The 22450-nt window shown below is 75.0% G+C and carries 21 protein-coding genes; 13 read left to right on the forward strand and 8 right to left on the reverse strand.

Translation table 11 applies throughout. The features are described 5' to 3' along the window. Nucleotides 1–124: 124 nt before the first annotated feature. A complete protein-coding gene (locus ACFCY1_RS07150; protein ID WP_375873837.1) occupies nt 125–1030 on the reverse strand; it encodes a ketopantoate reductase family protein in 906 nt (301 codons plus the stop codon). Between the two features lie 58 nt (nt 1031–1088). Then, a complete protein-coding gene (locus ACFCY1_RS07155) occupies nt 1089–1268 on the reverse strand; it encodes a hypothetical protein (protein ID WP_375873838.1) in 180 nt (59 codons plus the stop codon). A 124-nt stretch (nt 1269–1392) separates the two neighbouring features. Between ACFCY1_RS07155 and ACFCY1_RS07160 the strand changes: the two genes are divergently transcribed. The 4 genes from ACFCY1_RS07160 (at nt 1393) to ACFCY1_RS07175 (ending at nt 6152) form a co-directional block, all read left to right on the forward strand. After that, nucleotides 1393–2415, forward strand: a complete 1023-nt coding sequence (locus tag ACFCY1_RS07160) for an ankyrin repeat domain-containing protein (protein ID WP_375873839.1) — start codon at nt 1393–1395, stop codon at nt 2413–2415. Nucleotides 2416–2512: 97 nt separating this feature from the next. Further along, the gene (locus tag ACFCY1_RS07165) at nt 2513–3277 is read left to right on the forward strand and encodes an ABC transporter ATP-binding protein (RefSeq protein WP_375873869.1); all 765 of its coding nucleotides are present in this window, start codon (nt 2513–2515) and stop codon (nt 3275–3277) included. Between the two features lie 5 nt (nt 3278–3282). Then, nucleotides 3283–4674, forward strand: a complete 1392-nt coding sequence (locus tag ACFCY1_RS07170) for an FtsX-like permease family protein (protein ID WP_375873840.1) — start codon at nt 3283–3285, stop codon at nt 4672–4674. A gap of 203 nt (nt 4675–4877) precedes the next feature. Then, nucleotides 4878–6152 (forward strand): sensor histidine kinase, encoded by a 1275-nt coding sequence (locus ACFCY1_RS07175; RefSeq protein WP_375873841.1) that lies wholly within the window; start codon nt 4878–4880, stop codon nt 6150–6152. A gap of 51 nt (nt 6153–6203) precedes the next feature. On the opposite strand, the gene ACFCY1_RS07180 is transcribed toward ACFCY1_RS07175, so the two are convergent. Beyond that, entirely contained in the window at nt 6204–6872 is a 669-nt protein-coding gene (locus ACFCY1_RS07180; RefSeq protein WP_375873842.1) for a response regulator, read from the reverse strand. A 188-nt stretch (nt 6873–7060) separates the two neighbouring features. On the opposite strand from ACFCY1_RS07180, the gene ACFCY1_RS07185 reads away from it, so the two are divergent. Together ACFCY1_RS07185 and ACFCY1_RS07190 are read left to right on the forward strand one after the other, a co-directional pair. Beyond that, nucleotides 7061–7489: a MarR family winged helix-turn-helix transcriptional regulator gene (locus ACFCY1_RS07185; protein ID WP_375873870.1), complete on the forward strand. Its 429-nt coding sequence runs from the start codon at nt 7061–7063 to the stop codon at nt 7487–7489. Continuing rightward, nucleotides 7489–8934, forward strand: coding sequence for an MFS transporter (locus tag ACFCY1_RS07190; protein WP_375873843.1), 1446 nt, complete (start codon nt 7489–7491; stop codon nt 8932–8934). Before ACFCY1_RS07185 ends, ACFCY1_RS07190 begins: the two co-directional genes overlap by 1 nt. A 360-nt stretch (nt 8935–9294) precedes the next feature. Here the strand turns inward: ACFCY1_RS07190 and ACFCY1_RS07195 are convergent, their stop codons facing one another. Both ACFCY1_RS07195 and ACFCY1_RS07200 read right to left on the reverse strand, forming a co-directional pair. Beyond that, nucleotides 9295–9825, reverse strand: a complete 531-nt coding sequence (locus ACFCY1_RS07195; protein WP_181970917.1) for a DUF5959 family protein — start codon at nt 9823–9825, stop codon at nt 9295–9297. Nucleotides 9826–10083: 258 nt separating this feature from the next. Continuing rightward, nucleotides 10084–11079 carry a ScbA/BarX family gamma-butyrolactone biosynthesis protein gene (locus ACFCY1_RS07200; protein WP_375873844.1) on the reverse strand — a complete coding sequence of 332 codons (996 nt, stop codon included), beginning with the start codon at nt 11077–11079 and terminating at the stop codon, nt 10084–10086. A 461-nt stretch (nt 11080–11540) separates the two neighbouring features. Between ACFCY1_RS07200 and ACFCY1_RS07205 the strand changes: the two genes are divergently transcribed. Together ACFCY1_RS07205 and ACFCY1_RS07210 are read left to right on the forward strand one after the other, a co-directional pair. Beyond that, nucleotides 11541–12254: a ScbR family autoregulator-binding transcription factor gene (locus ACFCY1_RS07205; RefSeq protein WP_117493055.1), complete on the forward strand. Its 714-nt coding sequence runs from the start codon at nt 11541–11543 to the stop codon at nt 12252–12254. Nucleotides 12255–12546: 292 nt separating this feature from the next. Further along, on the forward strand, nt 12547–13401 hold the full coding sequence (locus tag ACFCY1_RS07210; RefSeq protein WP_375873845.1) for a BTAD domain-containing putative transcriptional regulator: 855 nt from the start codon (nt 12547–12549) through the stop codon (nt 13399–13401). A 104-nt stretch (nt 13402–13505) separates the two neighbouring features. Here the strand turns inward: ACFCY1_RS07210 and ACFCY1_RS07215 are convergent, their stop codons facing one another. Further along, the gene (locus tag ACFCY1_RS07215; protein WP_375873846.1) at nt 13506–14000 is read right to left on the reverse strand and encodes an SgcJ/EcaC family oxidoreductase; all 495 of its coding nucleotides are present in this window, start codon (nt 13998–14000) and stop codon (nt 13506–13508) included. A gap of 34 nt (nt 14001–14034) precedes the next feature. Then, the gene (locus ACFCY1_RS07220; protein WP_375873847.1) at nt 14035–14754 is read right to left on the reverse strand and encodes a TioE family transcriptional regulator; all 720 of its coding nucleotides are present in this window, start codon (nt 14752–14754) and stop codon (nt 14035–14037) included. Nucleotides 14755–14900: 146 nt separating this feature from the next. Here ACFCY1_RS07220 and ACFCY1_RS07225 point away from each other — a divergent pair, with 146 nt between their 5' ends. Then, nucleotides 14901–16055 (forward strand): erythromycin esterase family protein, encoded by a 1155-nt coding sequence (locus tag ACFCY1_RS07225; RefSeq protein ID WP_375873848.1) that lies wholly within the window; start codon nt 14901–14903, stop codon nt 16053–16055. Here ACFCY1_RS07225 and ACFCY1_RS07230 read toward each other — a convergent pair. Next, nucleotides 15968–17089: a LysR family transcriptional regulator gene (locus tag ACFCY1_RS07230; RefSeq protein WP_375873849.1), complete on the reverse strand. Its 1122-nt coding sequence runs from the start codon at nt 17087–17089 to the stop codon at nt 15968–15970. The two genes, ACFCY1_RS07225 and ACFCY1_RS07230, sit on opposite strands and share 88 nt — an antisense overlap. Nucleotides 17090–17160: 71 nt before the next feature. On the opposite strand from ACFCY1_RS07230, the gene ACFCY1_RS07235 reads away from it, so the two are divergent. The 4 genes from ACFCY1_RS07235 (at nt 17161) to ACFCY1_RS07250 (ending at nt 22303) form a co-directional block, all read left to right on the forward strand. Continuing rightward, nucleotides 17161–17826: a maleylpyruvate isomerase family mycothiol-dependent enzyme gene (locus ACFCY1_RS07235; RefSeq protein ID WP_375873850.1), complete on the forward strand. Its 666-nt coding sequence runs from the start codon at nt 17161–17163 to the stop codon at nt 17824–17826. Nucleotides 17827–17967: 141 nt separating this feature from the next. Next, on the forward strand, nt 17968–19092 hold the full coding sequence (locus tag ACFCY1_RS07240; protein WP_049659093.1) for a PP2C family protein-serine/threonine phosphatase: 1125 nt from the start codon (nt 17968–17970) through the stop codon (nt 19090–19092). 411 nt (nt 19093–19503) lie between these two features. Further along, complete coding sequence (locus ACFCY1_RS07245; RefSeq protein ID WP_117493061.1) at nt 19504–20829, forward strand: MFS transporter; 1326 nt, start codon at nt 19504–19506, stop codon at nt 20827–20829. Between the two features lie 136 nt (nt 20830–20965). Beyond that, nucleotides 20966–22303, forward strand: a complete 1338-nt coding sequence (locus ACFCY1_RS07250) for a non-ribosomal peptide synthetase (RefSeq protein ID WP_375873851.1) — start codon at nt 20966–20968, stop codon at nt 22301–22303. Nucleotides 22304–22450: the final 147 nt, after the last annotated feature.

The raw sequence follows: 22450 nt of genomic DNA on the forward strand, positions 1-22450 counted from the left end.
TGGTCTGTCCGGTTTGGTTATGTTTTTTCCCCCGTTTTTTTTGTTGGTCCCTTTTGTTTGGGGGGGGTCGGCGCGGGGGCCCCCCCGGGGGGGGCGGCGGGGGGGCCCCACGCCCGGGCAGGCGCTACCGGTTGGCGGATTCGGTCAGGTCATGCACCAGGCGGGCGATGGTCGGCACCGCCACCGCGTGCGCGTCGGCCGCCCGCAGCACGGCGCCGCCGATGGCGTCCAACTCGGTCGGCCGTCCGGCCTCCACGTCGCGCTGCATCGAGGACCTCATCGTCCCGGGGATGCGGTCGAAGGAGGCGAGCAGCGTCTGCGCGTCCGCCGGCGCGCCGACCGCCCGGGTGACGGCGGTGATCTCGTCCAGCACGGCGAGGAGTTCGGCCCGGTGCTCGGTGCGTACGGTGCCGATCCCGCTCGCGTGGCGGGTGGTCAGCAGGGCGAACGGGGCGAGGAAGGAGAGCTTGCTCCACAGCATCGCCGTCTCGTCCTCGCGCAGTGCGACGTCCAGACCGGTGTGCCGCAGCCGCTCGGCGAACTCGGCCACGGGGGAGTCGGGTTCGGCGTCCGCGCCCAGCTCGATGGCGGCGAACGGGCTGGTGTGCTCGATCAGCCCGGGCGCCGTCCGGGCGGCCTCGACCCGGATCGTGCCGGCCACCACCCGTGCGGCCGGGTAGCGCTCGCGCAGCACGGCCATGTGGTCCAGGCCGTTGAGCAGCGGCACCACGATCCCGGTGCCGAGCACCTCCGCGGGCAACCGGTCCAGCGCGGCGGCCAGCGCCGTCTCCTTGACCGTCACGAAGACGGCGTCGACCGGCTCGCGCAGCTCGGTCGCCGCCTCCACCCGGACGGTGAACTCGCCGAACTCGGCGCTGCGGACCCGCAGTCCGTCCCGCGTGATCGCGGCCGCGGTCGCCTCGCCGGCCAGGCAGACGACCCGATGGCCGTCGCGGGCGAGCAGCCCGCCGATCAGTCCGCCGACGCCTCCGGGGCCGAGGACGGCGACGGTCAGGGGGGTGGTGGTCATGGTGACTCCTGTGGGTGGGTGGGGTGGTGAGGGACGGGGAAGCGGGGGCCGGGTGCGGTTACGGTGAGCGGCGGGATGCGCCCGCCCGGCTGGAAGAGCAGGCCGTCGCCCGGGAGCAGCCACGGACGAAGGTGCCGCGCATCCCGCAGGGCAGCAGCCCGCCGTGCGGGGCCGGCAGCCCGCACACCTCCGCCTCGGTGGGGCCGAAGCGCGGCTCGGGCAGCAGGTCGATGGTCACCGGATCATGATTCCCGGTCGGGCGGGCCCGGCGGGAGGCGGGGGCGTAAAAGGGGAGGGCGTGCCCGGCTCCGGCGGGTTTAGGGTGCGCCGGTGGAGGCTGTGCGGCGAGGGGGAGTCGGCGGATGACGGCGGACGGGCGGCTGGCGGCGGCGGTACGGGCGCGGGATGTCGACGGCGTGTGGGAGGCACTCGCCGCGGGCGCGGATCCGAACGCCCGCGATGCGGACGGGCTGCCCCTGCTGTGGGCGGCCGTGAACGGGTTCGACCACGAGGTCGCCGGTGTCCTGGTCGACCACGGTGCCGATCCGGACCGTCCGCTGCCCGACGGGACGACCCCGCTGCTGCGCGCGGTGGACCTCGGTTCGTCGGCGCTGGTCGGGGCGGTGCTGGGGAAGGACCCGGCGCTGCGGTTGCCCGCCGACGCCCGTGAGCACCTGCTCGCCCTGGCCAGGGCCTGGCACGAGACGGGGACGGAGGAGGAACTGCGGCGACGGACCGGGGCCGTGGGGCCGGCGGAGTGGGTGTGGGTGACCGAGCAGTACGCGGACGTCGAGCAGGTCTCCCTCGGCGGGCTGACCGTGCGCGCCGGGCACGGGGCCGTGCTGACCGGGCTGGAGTGGCGGTTCCGCGTCCTCACCCCGGTCGACGAGTTGGTGGCCAGGGCCGTCCGGCACCGGGAGCCGGGGCACGTCGGGCAACAGGCCGTCCGGTTCGTGCTCGGGGAACGCCGCAGTCGGGAGACCTGGTCGGCCCTGACGGCCCACCACCGGCACCCCGACCCCGCGCACCGCCGCTTCCTCGCGGCCTTCCTGTGCGACGCCCCGCTCCTGCGGATGGGGCACGCGGTCGAGTACGAGGCGGAGGAGACGGAGCTGCTCGTCGCCTGGGCGTCGGCGGAGCCGGACGGCGGGGTGCTCGCCGAGGTCCTCCGAGCCCTGGGCGGTCGTGAGCATCCGGAGGAGGAGACCGTCGGGTTGCGGCACGCCGCCGCGTCCGTCCTGGCCCCGCCCGCCGACCGGACGCCCGAGGCCGCCGACGCCCTGGCGGCACTGCTGGACGTGGACGACCGGCCGGTGCGCCTGGAGGCGACCTACGGCCTCGCCCTCCGGGCCTGGGAGGCCCGCAATCCGCCCGAGGGGACGTAGCACCACCTGCGGGGTTCGGTTTTCCGAACCCCGGATTCGGGTGCCAGCACAATCGATCTCCCGGCCCCGGACGCCCACGATGGAGGGCATGAACGGGATGACGACAGCCGCCGCCACGGCGGCGCACGACGGGGTGACGGACGCGGCCCTGAGCGCGGTGGGGCTGCACCGGCGGTACGGGCGGGGCACGGCGGCCGTACAGGCGCTGCGCGGGGTCTCGGTGGCCTTCGCGCCGGGGACGTTCACGGCGGTGATGGGGCCGTCGGGCTCCGGCAAGACCACCCTGCTGCACTGCCTGGCCGGGATGGACCGTCCGACCGGGGGCACCGTGCGGTGGGGCCGCACCGAGGTGTCCGGGCTGCCCGAGCGGCGGCTGGCGGAGCTGCGCCGCACCCGGGTGGGGTTCGTGTTCCAGGCCTTCAACCTGATGCCGGCGATGACGGTCGGGCAGAACGTCGAGCTGCCCGGCCGGCTCGCCGGGCGGCCGACGGAGCGGGCCGCGGTGCGGGAGGCGCTGGCCCGGGTCGGGCTGGCCGGGCGGGAGCGGCACCGGCCCGGGCAGCTGTCGGGCGGTCAGCAGCAGCGGGTGGCGATAGCCAGGGCGCTGGTCTCCCGGCCGGAGGTGCTGTTCGCCGACGAGCCGACCGGCGCGCTGGACCGGGCCACCGGGCAGGAGGTCCTCGGCCTGCTGCGCTCGGGCGTCGACACCGACGGACGGACCTGCGTGATGGTCACCCACGACCCGGTCGCCGCCGGGTACGCGGACCGGGTGCTGCTGCTGGCCGACGGCCTGCTGGTGGACGAGCTGACCGCGCCGACGGCCGCGCAGGTCGCCGAGCGGCTGAGCCGGTTGGGCGGGTGAGCACGATGAGCAGTCCCGTACTGAGCCTCTCGGCGGGGCAGATCCGCCGCCGCCCGGCCTCCTTCGCCGGGCTGGGGACGGCGCTGTTCCTGGCGGTGGCGGCGGTGACGCTGTTCGGGTCGCTGGTCGCCGCCCAGGTCACGGCACCGGCCGCGGTGGCGCGCACGGCGGTGTCCGGGCCCGGCCTGGTGCTGATCGCCGGGGCCTTCGGCGAGATCGCCGTCCTGGTCGCGCTGTTCGTCGTGGCCAACGCCCTCGGCTTCACCCTGCGCCAGCAGCACCGCGACCTGGCGCTGCTGCGCACCGTCGCGGCGACACCCCGTCAGGTCCGGCGGGTGGTGCGCGCGCAGGTGGTGGCGACCACCCTGCTGGTGTCCGGGCCGGGCGGCCTGGTGGGCTTCCTCGCCGCCCGGGCCTTCCTCGCCGCACTCCAGCGGCGCGGCATGGCCGCACCCGGGCTGCGCATACCCGGGGCGCCGGTGCCGGCGCTGATCGGGCTCGCGGTGGCGCTGCTGGTGGGCCTGGCGGCCAGTGTCGTGGCGGCCCGCCGGATCACCCGGCCCGCCCCGGCCGCCGCACTGACCGAGGGCGCGGGCGGGCCGCGGCGGACGCCCGTGCCGCGGGTGCTCGCCGGGCTGGCGGTGCTCGCGGGTGGTGGGCTGCTGCTGCGACTGGCGGCGAGCCGGCCGGCCGGAGAGCTGGACAAGGCGGGGCAGGCCGCGCTGCTCGGCTCGCTGGTGCTGCTGGTCGCGGTCGGACTGCTGGGGCCGGTGGCGGCGCGGGTCCTGGCGGCGGTGCTCGGCGCCCCGGCGCGGGTGCTCGCGCCCCGGGCGGGCTGGCTGGCGGACGCCAACCTGCGCGGCTACGCGGCCCGGCTCTCCTCGGCGGTGGTGCCGGTCGCGCTGCTCGTCGGGCTCTCCGGCACCCTGCTGGTCCTGACCGGCACCGCCGAGCACGTCGTCCGGGCGACGGGCGCCGCGACCAGCGTCACCAAGCAGAGCGACATCTGGCTGCGCGAGGCGGAGCTCGGGATGCTGGTCTGCTTCGCGGCGGTCTCCACGGTCAACACCCTGGTGGCGCTGACCGCCGACCGGCGCCGCGAGTTCGCGCTGCTGCGCCTGGTCGGGGCGACGCGGCGGCAGCTGCTGCGGATGCTCGGCGTGGAGGCGGTCCTGACCACGGCGATCGGTGTGCTGCTGGGTGCGGCGGTGGCGGCCGCGGCCTCGGGGGCGTTCAGCCTGGCGGTGACGGGCTCGGTGGTGCCGGTGGTGCCGGGCGCGGCGTGCGGCTGGGTGGTGCTGGGGGCGGTGGTGCTCACGGTGCCGGGGATCGTGGGCACGGGGCTGTGGGCGGTCGGCGGTTCGGCGGTGGAGACGACGGGCGGGGAACGGGGGTGAGGCGGAGGAGGCGGAGGCCGGCGTCCACGGCGGGTGGGCGCGGGGTCGGTGCCATGGCTGTCCGAGGGGCCGTGCGGACGGAAGGGCAGGTGGATGCGGTGGTCCGGGCGGGTCCTGGTGGATGCTGGGGGCCGGTCGGCGGCTGAATGCCGGTCGGTGAGTGCTGGTCAGTGATTGTCGGTGGGCGAGTGGTGAGGTGGACGGTGGCTGAGCGGCGGCGGTACCGGTCGGTGCGCGGTGGTGAACTGGCCTTCGCGGTGCTCGGGTTGCCGCTCGGGGTGCTCGGCGGCGGGTACGCCGTCGCCGTCCTCTACGCGGGGGCCTTGCTCTCGCTCACCGTGCTGGGCCTGCCGTTCGTGGCGGCCGCGCTGCTCGGGGCGAGGAGGCTCGGCGGGTTGCACCGGTGGCTGGTCGCGCGGCTGCTCGGGGAGGAGGTGCCGGCACCGCGGCCGCTGCCGCGTCCGGCCGGAGTGTTCGCGCGGGGCCGGGTGGTGCTGACCGATCCGGTGGCCTGGCGGGCGCTGCTCTACCTCTTCCTCCGGCTGCCGCTGGGCGTGCTCGGCTTCCTGGCCGTGGTCGGGCTCCCGCTCGGAAGCGTCTGGCTGGTGGGCTTCCCGCTCTGGGTGCGGATGATGGAGCCGGGCCCGAGGTCGATCGGCCTGCTGGACCTGGGCGCGATCCCGATCGGCCTCGCGGTGCTGGTCGCCGTACCCGCCGCGGTGCAGGCGCTCGGAGGGGCGAACCGCACGCTGGCCCGTACCCTGCTCGGGCCGGTGCGCTCGGACCAGCGGGTGCGTCAGCTGGAGAAGGCCCGGTCCATCCTGCTGGCCGAGGGCACCGACCGACTGCGGAGCCTGGAACGCGACCTGCACGACGGCACCCAGGCGCAGCTGGTCGCGCTCGCCATCACGCTGTCGCTGGCCGACGACGTGCTGGGGGCGGGCGCGCCGCCGGTGGGCCTTCCGCCGGTGGGCGTTCCGGCCGAGGGTGGCTCGGACGGGCTCGACCTCGGGCGGCTGCGGACCCTGGTGGACCGGGCCCGTGGGCAGGCCGAGGACACCATCACCGGTCTGCGCCGGCTGACCAGGGGCATCCACCCGGTGGCGCTGGAGGGCGGGTTGGCCGAGGCGCTGCCGGGGCTGACCGCCACCTCGCCGGTGCCGGTCGACGTCCGGCTGGACCTTCGGGAGCGTCCGGAGGAGGTGATCGAGCGGGCCGTCTACTTCTGTGCGGCCGAACTGCTGACCAACGTGGCCAAGCACAGTGGCGCGCGGTCGGCGGAGCTGAGCGTGAGCGCCGCCGAGGGGAGGGTCCGGCTGACCGTGCGCGACGACGGGCACGGCGGCGCCGTGATCGGTGCGGGTAGCGGGCTCACCGGCCTGGCCGAGCGGCTCGCGGTGCTGGACGGGACGCTGCGGGTGGACAGTCCGCCCGGCGGGCCGACGGCGGTCAGCGCCGAACTGCCCGGCCGGCTCTGACGGGCGGCCACGGCCCGGGCGGTCGGGGTCGCCGTCCCGGGAGGTGCTACCTCAGGAGGCGCCGCTCTCCGCGAGGTAGGCGAGCACGGCCTTGACCCGCCGGTTGTCGGCCTCGGTCGCGGGCAGGTCGAACTTGCCGAACACGGCGGCCACGTGCTTCTCCACCGCCCGCTCCGAGACCACCAGCAGCGTGGCGATCGAACGGTTGGAGTGCCCCTGCGCCATCAGCTCCAGCACCTCCCGCTCGCGCGGGGTGAGCGCGTCCACCCGGCTGCGCCGCCCGCCGTGCAGCAGACCGTTGACGATCTCCGGGTCGAGGGCCGTGCCGCCTGCGGCGACCCGGTGCAGCGCGTCGACGAACTCGGAGGTGCGGGCCACCCGCTCCTTGAGGAGGTAGCCGATGCCAGAGGCGCTGTCGGCCAGCAGCCGGGCCGCCCAGGCGGTCTCGACGTGCTGGGAGAAGACCAGGATGCCGACCTCCGGCAGGGTGGCCCGGATCTCCACGGCTGCTCGGATGCCCTCGTCGGTGTGGGTGGGCGGCATCCGGATGTCCACCACGGCCACGTCGGGCCGGTGTCCGGTGACGGCGGCGATCAGCTCGGGTGCCGTCCCGGCGGTGGCGACCACCGCGCACCCCCGGGCGGTGAGGAGTTCGACCATGCCGTCCCGGAGGATCACCGAGTCCTCGGCGAGGACGACGCGGAGCTGCTTGTCGATCATGCCGTCATTATCCGGGCCCGCCGCCGGGCCGGGGCACGGGTGGTGGAGGGCCCGGTCCGCCCTCAGGAAATCTTCAGTTCAGACTGGACAGTCCAGACTGATGAAATTACCGTGGAGCCGTGACCGAGAAGCGAACCGCCCGTACCGCCCCGGCCGACCCCGCCGGGCCCGCCGGGTCCACCGAAACCGTGGTTCCCGACAGCGCGGCGCTGGCCGCCCGTGAACTGCGCGCCGTCTTCAGCCGGCTGCGCCGCACCCTCCGGGAGGCGAGCGGCACCAGCGACCTGACGCCCTCCCAGACCGCCGTGCTCAGCCGGCTGATCAACGACGGTCCGACCTCCGCCAGCGCGCTGGCCGCCGCCGAGCGGGTCCGTCCGCAGTCGATGGCCGCCACCCTCGCCGCGCTGGAACAGCACGGACTGGTCGGGCGCCGCCCCGACCCCGAGGACGGCCGCCGTCAGGTGGTCAGCCTCACCGAGGTCGGCCTGGCCCGGGTCGCGGACAGCCGCCAGGCCCGTGAGGAGTGGCTGACCCGGGCCATGGCGGAGCACTACACCGAGGCCGAGCGCGCCACCGTGCTGGAGGCGCTGGCCCTGATAGACCGGCTGAACCGGTGATGACCGGCCCGGCCGCCCTGCTCGCCCGACTCCGGCCGCGCCGTCGGCCGCCCGCCCCGGACGACGGGTTCAACCGCCGGCTGATCGCGCCGATGGTGCTCGGCTCGGTGCTCAACCCGATCAACTCGTCGATGATCGCGGTGGCCCTGGTGCCCGTCGGCGCCGCCTTCGGCGCGCCGCCCGCCGAGACCGCCTGGCTGGTCACCGGGCTCTACCTGGCCACCGCCATCGGCCAGCCGGTGATCGGGCGGCTGGTGGACACCCACGGCCCGCGCCGGCTCTACCTCGCCGGGACGGCCCTGGTCGGCCTCGCCGGACTGCTCGGTGCGCTCGCCCCGTCGCTCGGACTGCTGATCACCGCCCGGGTGCTGCTCGGACTGGGCACCTCCGCGGCCTACCCCGCCGCGATGCACCTGACCCGCAGCGAGGCCGAGCGGACCGGGCGGTCCAGCCCCACCGGGGTGCTGACGGTACTGGCCGTCGCCAACCAGACCGTCGCGGTGGTCGGCCCCACCCTCGGTGGTCTGCTGATCGGCGCGGGCGGCTGGCGGACGGTCTTCGCCGTCAACGTCCCGCTGTCACTGGCCTGCCTGGCACTCGGTGCGGCCCGGCTGCCCGTCACCGCCCGCCGCCCGGACCCTGCCGACGGCGGGGAGCGCCCCGGGCGTCCGGAACGCCTCGACCACCTCGGAATCGCGCTGTTCGCGGTCCTCCTGCTCGCCCTGATGCTGTTCCTGATGAAGCCCGGCCCTGCTCGCTGGTACCTGCCGGTGCTCGCCCTCCTGGCAGCCGTCGCCTTCGCCCTCCGCGAGCGGCGGGCCCGTGCCCCCTTCATCGACCTGCGGGCGCTCGCCGGCAACCGCCCGCTGATCGCCACCTACCTGCGCCAGGTGCTCGGCTACACCGCCATCTACGCCTTCCTCTACGGCTACACGCAGTGGCTGGAGGAGGGGCGCGGCCTGACGGCCGCCACCGCCGGACTCGTGCTGCTGCCGCTCTCGCTGACCGCGCTCGCGGCCGCCGGGGCCAGCGGCCGCAGTCCGGGCGTCCGCGGCAAGCTGCTGGTCGGCTCCGCCTGTCAGATCGCGGCCTGCGCCGCCCTGCTGCTGGTCCACGCGAACAGCCCGGGCGCCCTGCTGATCGGAGTCGGCGTGCTGGCGGGTGTCTCACAGGGGCTGATCGGGCTCGGCACCCAGACCGCCCTCTACCACCAGGCGGACCCCGCCACCATCGCCTCGGCGGCCGGGCTGCTGCGCACCTTCATGTACCTCGGCGCCATGGCGGCCTCCGCCGCGAACGCCGCCTTCTTCCCGCACGGCGCCACCACGGCCGGCCTGCACCACCTCGCGCTGTTCATGCTCGGCGGCGCGGCCCTGCTCTTCCTCCTCACCGTGCCCGACCGTTCGCTGGGGCGGCTGGGAACACCTCCGCGGCAGCGGAAGTGACGGCCGATCCGTTCGCCTGGACGTACTGACCGCGACGGTGGGTGACGGGGTTCAGTGAGGGCCTTTCTGGCTCGGTGCGGACTGCGACACCCGCACCGGCACCCGGAAGGCCCTCACGCCACACCGTGACCACCGCTGACCTTCACCGGACGCTGCCGCCTTGCCGACCTCCCACACCCGGACCGCGCCACCGGCCACCCGGTGCGGCGCTACGAACGCGCCGCACCGGGTGAGACGGTCGGGTTGCACCAGCTCGCGCTGTTCATGGTCGGCGGTGCGGCCCGGTCTTCCTTCTCGCTGTTCCCGACTGATCGTCCGTGCGGCTTGGAACGCTGGCGCAGTAGTAGGGGTGACGATCGATCAACTCTCGTCGGGCAGGTTTCCGCGCCAGGCGTGGATGCCCGGGGAGAGTTCGACCACCTCGGCGGGGTAGGCGCTGCGGACGAGGTGAAGCAGGGTGCGTTGCTCGGCCAGCCAGTTCGGTGCGGGGGAGAGTACGACCCGGAGGGTGACGCCGGATTCCTCCGCGTCGGAGACGGTCACCCAGAGGCCGCCGGGTCGGCCGGGTTCGATGCGTAGCTCCGGTCCGTGTTCCTCGTCCAGCCAGCGGACCGCGGAGCCGCGGCCGAGTCGGTCCAGAGCGGTTTCCCACTGCCTGAGGTGGCGGTCGGTCACCAGGGTGACGAACTGCCCGCGTACCGAGTCCGCGGTGACGGTGATCTCGCAGTCCAGCCAGTCGTGTCCGAGCAGCGAGCCCGGCGCGTGCCGTCCGAGGACGCGTACGCGGACGTTCCGGCCGCCGGTCCGTCCGTCGCAGCCGGGGGCGTCGTCGGTGCCGGGGCGGTCGGCGAGTCTTATCAACTCGTTCTGCTGCGAAGGGACTTCACTCACGGCGGACTCCTGTTGGCAGCGGGATCCAGGGGGTGACATCCTCGCGCAGGTGTTCGCCCCGGTGCCAGTCCGGGAGCGGGGCGTTCCGGCCGGGGCCGGCCCGTGGTGGGCCCCCCGGGAATCGGCTGGTGCCCGTGGCCGCAGCCCCCGCGGGCGTCGTCGGCACGCGGACGGCCCGCCGGACCGGGGAGGGTCGGGCGGGCCGTTCGGGTGCTGCGAAGGGGTACTCCGGAGGTCGGTGCGGCGGCGGTCGTCGGGTCAGCGGTGGTCCGGGTGGCCGGTGAGCACGGTGGTGAAGATCGGTTCGCCGTGCTGGTGGCCGGTCACGGTGGTGGTGAGGGCGTCCGGGTCCCCGCCGGGGGTGTGCTGGGCGGTGATCGTGGTGGGCGCGTCGTGCTCGGCGTACCGGTGGAAGGTGGTGGCCGCGGCGGTCGGTGTGACGGTGGCCGGGCTGCTCAGCGCGTTGGCCGCCTGCCGGGCCGCCTCCAGCAGCACCATGCCCGGGATGTGGTCGTTGGCGTGGTCGAAGAGGATCGGGTGCCAGAAGTCGGGGGTGAGGTGCCAGGTGCCGGGGGCGTCCGCCGGGGCCAGGAGGACGTCGCACGGGCGGAGCCGGCCGACCCGGGCCGGCGGGAGCGGCTCGGCGGTCACGATCGGCGCCGCCGGGAGCTCGGCGGAGTGGCGGCCCCGGCGCAGCCGCTGGTAGGTGGAGTCCGGAACGGTGGTGAAGCGGGCGTAGCCGGTGGCGGCCAGCTGGGCGCCCCGTCGGACGACGGTCTCCAGCGTGAAGTCGACGGTGGTGCCGGAGCGGCGCGGCTGGGCGAGGAGCTGGACCTCCAGGGTGAGGTCGGTCGGCGCCGCACCGATCAGCAACTGCCGCGACCGGGTGGTGTAGTCGAGGTTCCACATCATGAACTTGTGGTCGAGCGGTACGCCGAACCGGGTGTGGGCGAGGTAGAGCCCGGCTTGGCGGATCGTTTCAGCAGCTTGGATCGGGTCGTGCCGGGTGCCGTCCGGAGTGCTGAAGAAGGTGTGCGCCCGCGGCCACTGCGCGGTGACGGCGAAGGTGGTGTCCGTGAGCTGTTCGCTGCCGGTGAGGAAGACCTCGGCGTGGCAGGCCCGGTGGACGTACTCCTTGGCGACGGTGCTGGTCAGGCGAGGCGCCGGGGCTGCTGCGGCCGGGCCGGGGATCGTTCCGGAGTCCGTGCCGGTGGTGAGGACGGATGCGGGCGTACGGAAGGCAAGCAGAGTCATGGGGAGCGCTCCGAAAGGCCGTGACGGGCGGGGTGGGCTGCTCAGGGCTCGTAAGATACGTACCTACCGGTTTGGTTTTCAAGGAGCCAGAACAAAGGTTCGTCGGCGGCCGAGCGTGGTCGGACGGGCACGGTGGGTGGGTGTCGATCACTGCCCGGAGATCGGCTCCGGCGGGTGAACCTCGTTGACCTGTGGGGATGTCGGCGCATGGGCTTGACAGGTTCATGGCCATTATGTGGTCGTTCGTTGCCCTCCCGGCCACAAGTGAGAGCTGGTGTTCCGCTTAAGGGGGCTGGCGGCGAGATGTCGGCCATCTGTTCGTCTCATACCGTCTACGCGGTTTTAGTCCGCTCGAGGACGGCCTTATGTGACCTGGGGCGCAGGGATCCCCGCCGACCTCGGCGGGTAAGATACGGGGTGTTTGGTTTTGTTTGCCGAGCGTTTCGGGTGGGGTGGTTGCGGTGGTGCGACAGGAACGGGCGGTCCGGACGCGTCGGCTGATCCTGGAGGCGGCGGCGTCGGTCTTCGACGAGTACGGGTACGAGGGGGCGACGATCGGTGCGGTCGTGGCTCGCGCCGGAGTGACCCGGGGCGCGGTGTACTTCCACTTCGCCTCCAAGCGGGAGCTCGCCCAGGGGGTCGTCGAGGAGCAGTTCGGCCGGGACGAGATTCCCGAACGGCACTGCAAGCTCCAGGAGTTCGTGGACCTCGGGATGGTGGTCGCCCATCTCATGCCGCGCGACCCGGTGTTGAGCGCCGGCGCCCGGCTCTCCCTCGGCCAGGACGTGTTCGGCGACTTCAGCGGCGGCGCGGCGCCCGGCTGGATCCAGCGGGCCGAGACCGTGCTGGAGACGGCCGGCCGGCGCGGCGAACTGCTGCCCCAGGTGGTGCCCGCCGAGACGGCGTGGCTGGTCACCGGGGCCTGGACGGGCGTGCAGATACAGTCCCAGAAGATGTCCGGCCGGTCGGACCTGGAGCGCCGGGTCGCCTCGCTGTACCAGCATGTGATGCCCAGCATCGCGGTGCCCGGGGTGCTGGCCACGCTCGACCTCGCGGCGGACCGGGGCGGCCGGGTGGTCGCGGAGCTGGCGGCGGCCCGGGCGGCCGAGGCGGAGGCCGGGGCGGCCGCGGGCGAGGCGGCCGGGACGGGTGCGGGCGGGGCCGGTCCGGCCTGATTCGGGGTGATCCGGGCGGGCTCCGGGCGGGTCCGAGTGGTCCGCGGGGGTCTCGGGCGAAGCCGTTCGAGGCCGGACCGGCGGTCCGGTGTCCTACTCCCACGGGCTTGCTCCGCCCAGAAACAAACAGCGCGTTCGGTTTTGTATTGACAAACCGTCTGTCCTGTTTTTGGATAGGTGTCGGGTGCTCGACCGACCTTCCAGCGGATCTGCGCGGACGGTGAGCAGCGGAGCGCCCGCCCGACCGGCGGCCGTCGGGGCCGCCGATCCGTCTGGATGTGGGGTGGTCGTCGTGGAGATCCGGGTACTGGGGGTCTTGGGGGTCCGACTGTGCGGGGTTTCGGTGGTGCCCTCGGCGCCGAAGCCTCGACAGGTGCTCGCCCTGCTGGCGTTACGGGCCGACCAGGTCGTCCCGGCGAGCGTCCTCGCCGAGGAACTGTGGTCCGGCCGTCCGCCGCGCAGCGCCCGCACCACCGTGCAGACCTATGTGCTCCAACTGCGCGACCTCATCGACCGGGCGCTCGCCCAGGGTGACAGCGGCCCGGGGGCCTCCTGCGCGAAGGACGTCCTGGTCACCTCGGCCGGCGGCTACATGCTGAACAGCGGTGGCGGGCTGGTCGACCTCCAGGAGTTCGACCGCCTCGCCGGGCACGGCTACCGCGCCATGGACGGCGGCGACTTCCCGCTCGCCGCCCGCCAGTTGGGCGAGGCGCTCGCGCTGTGGCGCGGCCCGGCCTTCGCGGACGTCCCGGTCGGCGGCCAACTCGCCGTCGAGGTCAGGCGGTTGGAGGAGACCCGGCTCTGCGCGCTGGACCAGCGGATCGAGGCCGACCTGCGCCTCGGCCGGCACCGCGTACTGCTCGCCGAACTCACCGTCCTGGTCGACCGCTACCGCACCCACGAGAGCCTGCACGGCCAGTACATGATCGCGCTGCACCGCTCCGGCCGCCGGGGCGAGGCGCTGGAGGCCTACCAGCGCCTGCGGAACACCCTGGTACGGGAGTTGGGCATGGAGCCGTCCGCGACACTGCGGCGACTCCAGCGCTCCATCCTGCTCGCCAGCCCGGAACGCCCCGACCAGGAGCAGGTGGGCGCGCTCGCCGAGGGAGCAGTCGCCCGAACCGCCCGCCTCACCCGGGTCGGCTGAGCCCGGCCCGCGACGTCGCCGCCCGACCGCTCCCGACCACACCGGGCGGCGACGGGCGGCGCGGGGTGGCGACGGAACCGGTGGCCGGCCGGCGGGCGCGCCGGTCAGTCGGTCAGCACGCCGGTGTTCTGGCAGGCGTGCAGCAGCCACCGCCCGTCGTCCTGCCTGGTCATGACGTACAGCGGTGCACCCTCCGCGCCGCCCTCCGCGCCGCCGTCCGCCGAGTGGTAGACCTGGCGGACCTTGACGGCGGCCACGTCGGGGCGGAGGAACTGGATGTGCACCGGCTCGTACGTGACCCGGCCGTCCCAGGTCGCGGCGGGCAGGACGGCTCGGGTGAACTCGGCGATCGCGTCCAGGCCGAGGAGGACCTTGCCGTGCGCGGTGGTCCAGAGCGCCTCGGGGTGGAAGAGGGCGAGGAAGGCGTCCGGGTCCTTGGCACGTTGGGCGCGCTCGACGGCGGCCACGACCCGCTCGATGGCCGCGATGTCCGCGAGCTCGGTGTCGGAGGGAGCGGCGTCGGACAGGGCGGCGTCGGAGGGGGCGCTGCCGGAAAGGGCGGTGTCGGCGGGCGCGGGCGTTGCGGATTCGGTGTTCATGAGGATCACTCTGGGACCTCAAGTTCCCTTGAGGTCAAGCCCGTCGGGGCACCTCGGGACGCAGCGCCAGGTAGGTGTCGAGGCGGGCCGAGGCGGTGAGCATCGCGAGCCCCCGGGTGGTGAGGCGCTGTTGCCAGCCGTCGAGGGCGGCGGCCAGTTCGCCGGTGCCGCCCGCCGTGCGGATCTGCCGCAGCACGGTGGCGACGCGGTCCAGCAGGTAGCCGCCCCGGCGGAGCAGGTGGGCGAGTTCGGCGTCGCGGACGTCGGCCGGGAGGTAGCGGCGGTGGCCGGTGGCGCGGTCCCGGGCGGGGGTCAGGATGCCGGCGGCCTCCCAGGCCCGCAGGGTCGCGGGGGTGACACCGAGCCGGTGCGCGACCTCGCCGACGGAGCGGGGGCCGGGCAGCGCGGGAAGGGCGGGGCCGGGTGCGGAGCCGTCGCTCAGGTGGCCGACGGCCGTGCGGACGGCGGCGAGGGTCTCCCGGTCGCGCAGCAACTGGGCGTGGCCCCGGTCGAGTTCGGTGAGGGCGTCGCCGAGCCGGTCGGCGTGGACGGCGGTCATGACCGAGCCGGCGGTCGCGTGCCCGTACGCCGGGACGAGGGCGAGGTAGGCGCGCAGGGCGGCCGCGTGCGGCTCGGTGTAGATCCGGTACCCGGTGGGTGTGCGGTCGGCGGGCGGGAGGTAGCCGTCGCGCTCGTAGTTGCGGATGGCCTGGGTCGAGATGCCGTGCTCGCGAGCGAGGTCGGCGGGTCGCATGGTCGTCTCCGTTCGGGGTCGGGCGGGCGTTCGGAGTCGGCCGATGGTTCAGGGCCGTTTGAGGCTTTCGGCCACAGTTGGGCAATGCCTGGGCGGTGGTGGAGGGAAAAGTTTCAACCGTTCTTTCAAGGATACGCTTGAGGTTCATGAACCAGGACATCAACGATTTCGTCCCCCCGGCGTGCGAGCTTCTGGGCCTCGGTGAGCCGACGCACCAGGAGCCGGCGTTCGGGCGGGTCCGCAACGAGCTGTTCGCCCGGCTGGTCGACCGGGGCTTCCGGTCGATCGCCCTGGAGACCGACCGGGTGTCCGCGTTCGCCGTGGACGCCTACGTCCGGGAGGGTGTCGGCACCCTCGACTCGGCGCTGGAGGAGGGCTTCACCCACGGCTTCGGGGAGCTCGAGCCCAATCGCCGACTCGTCGCCTGGATAAGGGAGTTCAACCGGGACCGGGCGTCCGGTGCGCAGCTGTCCTTCCATGGCTTCGACATCCCGACCGAGAACACCAGCGCCCCCAGTCCGCGCCGCTACCTCGAACACGCCCGCGACTACCTGGGGCTCGACCTCGACCTCGCCGGGGTGGCGGGCGAGGACGAGCGCTGGAGCCGCACGGAGGCGGTGACGGACCCGGCGCATTCGCCGGGTGACAGTGCCGAGGCCGCGCGGCTGCGCTGCCTCGCCGACGACCTGCTCCTCCAACTCCACATGCGGGCACCGGCATTGATCGCCAAGACCTCGTCCGCCGAGTGGTACGCGGCCCGCACCCGGCTGACCGCCGGGATCGGACTGCTGCGCTACCACGCGCAGTCGGCGGTCCGGGGCCTCGACCGGAGCGCCCGGATCAGCGCCCTGTCCGGCGTGCGGGACGCGCTGATGGCGCAGAACCTCCTCGACATCCGCGCGATCGAGGCCGGGCGCGGACCGACCCTGGTCTTCTCCCACAACCTGCACCTGCGGCGGAACCCGAGCGCCTGGTCGTCGGGCGAGCTGGACTGCCGCTGGATCGGCGCGGGCCACATCGTGGGCACGCTGCTGGGCGAGCGGTACGCCTTCGTCGCCGGGAGCCTGGGGCGCAGCGAGGCGATCGGGCTGGCCGAGCCGGCGCCGGGGACGTACGAGGCCCACCTGCAGGGGCGGGGCGCGGCCTGGGAGTTGACGGACACGGCGCTGCCGGCCGGGGTCCGGACGCGCACCGACACCGTCCCGCGGCAGGGCTACTTCCCGCTCGACCGGGAGGTGCTCGACGGCGCGGCCGCGCTGCTGCACATCGCCGACGGCGCGGCGGTACCGGCCGGAGCCTGAACGGGGGCCGGAGCCGGAGCGGCGGCCGGCCCCGGGTAGGCCCGCCGCAGGTGGGCCACCAGGGCGGCGGTCGGCGGTGAGGCGGGCTGCCCGGTCGGCCAGGTGAGCGCGATCCGGACCCGGGGGACGGGTCCGGTGAGCGGGCGCACCCGCAGACCGGGCAGCGGGCCCGGGTCCGGCAGGACGGCGACGCCCAGCCCGTGTGCGGCGAGTTCGGCCAGCTGCGGTGGCGCGGCCGCCTCGACGCCGACCGCCGGATCGACACCGGCCTCGGCCAGGGCGCACTCCAGCGCGGTGCGCAGACCGGTGCCGCGCGGGGTGCTGACCAGGGCGTGCCCGGCCAGCTCGGCGACCGGGAGCGCGCTCCCGCCCGCACCAGGGACACCGGCGCCAGAGTCAGAGCCGGAGCCCGGACTATCGGCGGAACCCGGGCCCGTACCCGCCGCGAGCGGGTGCTCCGACGCGCAGGCCGCGACCAGCGGGACCTCCAGCACGGTGTGCAGCGCGAGCCCGGTCAGCGCCGACCAGCCGTCGTCGCCCTCCCGCCCGCTCGCCGGGGCGGGCAGGCCGACGACGGCGAGGTCCAGCCGACCGTCGCGCAGGGCGTCGAGCATCCGCGCGGTGGTGTCCTCGGTGAGCGAGAAGTCGATGCCGGGGTGCTCCTGGCGGAACGCCGCGAGCGTGGTGGCGAGTCCGGGGAAGGTCCCCAGCTCGGCCGGCGGGGTCAGGGCCGCCCCGGCGACCATGCCCAGGCGCACGTGCCCGCGCCGCAGCCCGCCGAACTCCTGGGCGGTGCGGCGGGCCGCCGCCGCGGCGGCGAGCGCCGCCCGGGCGTGCGGCAGGACCGCCTCGCCGACCGGGGTGAGCCGCACGGTGCGCCCCGAGCGGTCGAACAGCGGGTGGCCCAGCTCCCGTTCCAGTTGCCGGATCTGGGAGCTCACCCCGGGCTGGCTCAGGTGCAGCAGCTGCGCGGCCCGGGTGAAGCTGCCGTGCTGGGCGACGGTGACGAAGTACTGGAGCTGCCGCAGTTCCATAACTCCTGATCATAGGTGCCAGAACTTCCCGGTCTTGGACGGGCGTACGGTTCCGGCCGCAGGCTGGACGCATGGAAACCGTGCCGCAGGACCAGGACGCCGGGCAGATCCGGTGGATCCGCGCGCAGATCGCGGCCGAGCGCCGTGAACTCGCCGCCGTGTTCGCCGCCTTCACCCAGGAGCAGTGGAACTCGCCCTCGCTGTGCGCGGGTTGGCGGGTCCGTGAGGTGGCCGCGCACCTGAGCACCGGCTTCCGGCACTCGACGGCGCGCACGCTCCTCGAACTCGCCCGCTCCGGCGGCAACGTCCACCGGATGGCCGACCGCATCGCCCGCCGTGACGCCGCCGCCCTGAGCGAGCGCGAACTCGTCGCCGCCATGGCCGACCACGCCGGCCACCCCTGGCGCCCGCCGGTCGGCGGCCGGATCGCGGCGCTGGCCCACGACGCCGTCCACGGTCTCGACATCACCGTGGCGCTCGGGCTGCCGGCCCGGCTGCCGGTGGCGCGTACGACCGCCCTGCTGGCCGGTGTCTCACCCCGCACGCTGCGGTTCTTCGGGGCGCGGGTGGACGGGGTCCGGCTGGAGGCGACGGACACGGAGTGGTCCTACGGGCACGGTCGGCTCACCGTGGAGGGGCGGGCGGAGCACCTGCTGCTGGTGGCGTACGGGCGCCGGGTGCCGGAGGGGCTGCTGGCCGGGTCCGGCGCGGGACGGTTCACGGCGGACGGTGCGTAGCGGGCACGTGAGCGGTGCCCCATCGGCGGGAGGTGTTTCTCGGCCACCGGCGAGGGCGGCCGTCATGCGGGCCTCCGGGGCCCGTGGCTACGATCGGAAGGAGTACTTCCGGATGGTGGCGAGACGGAAGCCAGGTCGCCGATGGCCCCGAGGTCCGTGCAGTGGCCGCCGTACGTGCGGGTCGCGCCGTGGTTGCTGACCGTCGGCGGGCTGGTGTGGAACGCGCTGGACCCGACCGACTACTGGGGCGATCCGATGCTGGCGGCGGCCGCCGTGCTGGCGGGGGCGCTGCTGATGCTGGGGGACACCGTCGCGGTGGGGGCGGCCAACGCGCTGGGCATCCTGGTGCTGTCGGCCCGGGACGGGTCGCTCGGGACCCGGGCCGGCTTCCTGGAGCTGGGGAACACGGTGTTCGCGGCGCTGCTCGGGATCGCGGTGAACCGGGTGGTGGCCCGGCACGGGCGGCGGTTGGAGCGGGTGCGGTCGGTGGCCGAGGCGGCGCAGCGGGCGGTGCTGCCGGAGCCGCCCGCGCGGGTGGGGCGGCTGTCGGTCGCGGCCTGCTACCGGGCCGCCCAGGACGAGGCGCTGATCGGCGGGGACGCGTACGCGCTGCAGGTCACCCCGTACGGCGTGCGCGGGCTGATCGCCGATGTGCGGGGCAAGGGGCTGCACGCGGTCGGCGCCGTGTCGGTGCTGCTGGGCGCCTTCCGGGAGGGCTCGCACCGGCTGCCGGACCTGGTCGCGCTCGCGGACGCCCTGGAGGACTCGCTGCTGCGGGAGAGCGAGCGGATGAGCGAGGAACTGCGCTTGGAGGGGTTCATCACCGCGCTGCTGGTGGAGTTCCCGCCGGGGGAGGAGAGCGTGCGCACGCTCGACTGCGGGCACCCCGGCCCGTACCTGCTGGGCCCCTACCCGCCGGGCGGGGCCGCGCCCCGGGTGCGCCGGCTGGACGCGGCGGACCCGGGGCTGCCGCTGGGGATGGGCGGGTTGGGCGTGGCGCGTCCGCTGCCGGAGGGGCGGCCGTTCCCGGCCGGGTGCACGCTGCTGCTGGTGACCGACGGGGTCACCGAGGCCCGGGACGCGGCGGGGGAGTTCTACGACCCGGTGCTCGGCCTGGCCCCGCTGGGGCCGTTCACCGGGCCGGGGGAGGTGCTGGACGCGCTGGTGGCGGACGTCGAGCGGTGGACGGGCGGGCCCCGGGACGACGACATGGCGGTGCTGGCGATCACCCGCCGTGCGGAGCCGGGGGCGGACAGTCGGCGCTGAGGGTCGAGGGCGGCGGCCGGTGGACCGGTTCGCGCCGGGGGCGGCTCGTATCCGCCCTGTGATCCCCTTCTACGGCTCGCTTCGGTCACGCCGGTATCACGATGAGGTGACGGTAGGGCTGCACTCCATGGAATCCGGCCAAGTTGAGCGCCTCCGTCCGGTGGCCGGAAAGGTCCCGTCCGAATAGCGGACGTCGAAATGGACCGGCGGGCCCCGGGGTGATCAAGGTGCCCGTCGGGCCGCGCCGCCTTGGCCGAGGGGCGCCGTCGGCGGCGCGGCCGCGCGGGACGCGTCCATAAGGAGCGCGCAAGGGTCCGGCGGGCGAGTGGCGGGATTCGGCCGACCTGCGGTCCGTCCGGAAACGGACCCGGTGCTTGCCCGGTGTCGAAGGGGTGACCGAGAGTCGCACCAATGAACGAGAAGCCCAGCTCCCGCCAGGCCCGTCTGCTCGGCCACCGCGATTTCCGGCTCCTGCTGACCGGAGCCGCGGCGGCCCAGACGGGCACTCAGGTCACCCTGGTGGCCCTTCCCTTGGTGGCGGTGATGGTGCTCGACGCCACGCCGTTCGAAGTCGGCCTGCTGACCGCCGCCGAGACCGCCGCCTTCCTGCTCATCGGCCTCCCTGCGGGCGCCTGGCTGGACCGGATGCGCAAGCTGCCGGTGCTGATCAGGGCCGACGTGGTGCGCTGCCTGGCCGTGGGGTCGATCCCGCCGGCCGCCGCGCTCGGCGTGCTGACCATGCCGCAGCTCTACCTCGTGGCACTGGTCACCGGGGTGGCGACGGTGTTCTTCGACGTCGCCCACCAGTCCTTCCTGCCCGCCGTCCTGCCGCGCGAGCAACTGGTCGGCGGCAACGGAGCGTTGGAGACGGTCCGCTCCTCGGCGCAGATCGCCGGGCCGGGCCTCGGCGGCGGGCTGGTCCAGCTGCTCGGGGCGCCGCTCGCCATCGTGGCCGACGCCTGCGGCTACCTCGTCTCCGCGCTGCTGCTCGGCCGGATCAAGGTCGAGGAGCAGCGGCCGGAACCCGAGCCGGGGCGCTCGCTGCGCGCCGAGGTCGGGGAGGGTGTGCGGTTCGTGCTCGGCCACCCGCTGCTGCGGGCGATCGCGACCGCCACCGCCACGTCCAACCTGTTCTCCGCCGTGCTGACCGCCGTGCAGACGGTGTTCTGGGTACGGGTGCTCGACCTGTCGCCGGGCGCCATCGGCGTGCTGCTGTCGGTCTCCGCCCTCGGCGGACTGGCCGGCGCGCTGTGCGCCGGGCAGCTCGCCCGGTGGATCGGGCAGGCCCGGCTGATCTGGCTCTCCACGCTGGTGACGGCACCGTTCGCGATGCTGTGGCCGCTGTCCGGCGGCGGCGCGGGCGTGGTGCTGTTCGGCCTGGCCTCCGGGGTGGTGCTGTTCGGCGCGGTCGCCTACAACGTCGCCCAGGTCAGCTTCCGGCAGAGCCTCTGCCCGCCGGAGCTGCTCGGCCGGATGAACGCCACCATGCGCTTCCTGGTGTGGGGCACCCTGCCGATCGGCGCCCTGGTCGGCGGCGTGGTCGCCGACGCGGCCGGGCCGCGCGCCGCGCTCTGGGTCTGCGCCGTCGGTTTCCTGCTGGTGCCGCTGCCGCTGCTGCTCTCCCCGCTGCGGCGGATGCGCGAGCTGCCGGAGCCGGACCGTACGGCGGGGCCGGGCGCGGGCGAGGGCGCGGACGTCAGCGAGGAGGAGAGCGCCGTGAGCCCGGGGGTGTCCTGACCCGCCTGCCCGTCTGTCTGCCCGCCTGCCCGTCTGCCCGTAGCAACCGGACCTGAGCAACGCCCCGATCGATCACCTCGACCGATCCCGACCGATCCCCGACCCGAGCCGCGACCGGAAACCGGAGACCGTTCCCGTGCACGCCAGCATCACCGCCGCCTACCTCGCCCGGTACCGCTCCGCCGCCGCCGAATCCCCGGTGGAGCTGCTCCCGCTGACCGGCGCCCAGCGACGGTTCCTGATCACCCGCCGGCTCACGCCGCAGAGCCGCAGCGACATCGTCCCGCTGATGTTCGCCTACCCGCGCGGCACCCTCGACCTGGAGCGGTTGGCCCGCGCCGCCACCGCGGTGGCCGCCCACCACCCGGCGCTGTGCGGAGGCTTCGCCACCGTGCGCGGCACACCCGTGCTGCGCGCCGGCGGCCCCTCCGCCGAGGCCGCCCGGATCCCCGTCGCCCCCGGCGGCACCGCCCGCGCCGCGCTGCGCGAGGCCCTGCTGGACTGGCCCGCCGACGGGCCCGCGCTGCGCCTGCTGGTGGCCGCGGACCCGGACGGGGAGCCGTCCGCGGACCCGTCCGGGGCCGAGGAACTGCTCGTCGTCGCACTGGACCACGCCGCCTGCGACGAGCAGTCGCTCGGGGTGCTCACCGCCGAGCTCAGCGCCGCGTACGAGCAGGACGAGCCGCCCGCGGCCGGGCCCACCCCCCAGGCGCTGGCCGACTACCGGCAGGCCGTCGAGCTGCAGTTGGACGCCGAGGACGCCGCCGGCGGCCCCGCCGCCCAGGCCTACTGGGGCCGCCGGCTGGGCGGCCTGACCGGGGCGGGCGGCAGCGCGGCCACGTCCACCGGCATGCTCACCGAGCGGCTGCCCGCCGCCGAGGGCGCCGCCCGCGGCGCCGTCTTCCCGGCCCTGCTGGACGCGGTCGGCTCGGCCCTGCACCGGCTGCACCGGACGGAGGGGCCCTCCCGGCCGGAGACCGGGGGAGGGGCGCTCGCGCTCGGCTACCCGTGGGGCGGACGGCCGCCGGGCGCTCCCGCCGCACTCGGCTGCTTCCTCAACACCCTGGTGTACCCGGCGACTCCGGGGCCGGTCGCGGACCTGGACGCGCTCGCGGACGCCTGGTGGGACGACCTGGACCAGGCCGGCACCCCCTTCGACGAGGTGGTCCGCGCCGCCCGCACCGCCGGGGCCCCGTGGTCGGGCGCCCTGGACGGCCTGCTCACCCTGGACGACCTGCACCGCCGCCCGCCGCTGGTGCTCGGCGGCACCCCCGGCCGGGAGACCCCGCTGGACGGGCGCCCGCTCGCCGCGCCGATGGCCGTCTCCGCCTCGCACGGCGACGACCTGCTGATCCGGCTGGCCTGGGACCGCGACCGCTTCCCCGAGGCCGACACCCACGCGGCCTTCGACGACCTGCTCGCCGTGCTGCGGCACCACCTGCCCGCCCGGCCGAGCCCGGTGCCGCAGGCCTGAACCCGCCTGCCCCGCAGGCCCGACACCGCACGTCCGAGACCGTACTTCCGAGACCGTACTTCCGACGCCGCCCGCCCGAGACCGTACGCCCGGAACCACCCGCCCGGGACAGTACGCCCGAGACCGCGGGCGCCGAACTCCCACCCA

This window comes from Kitasatospora sp. NPDC056273 (assembly GCF_042268845.1).
Classification (GTDB): domain Bacteria; phylum Actinomycetota; class Actinomycetes; order Streptomycetales; family Streptomycetaceae; genus Kitasatospora.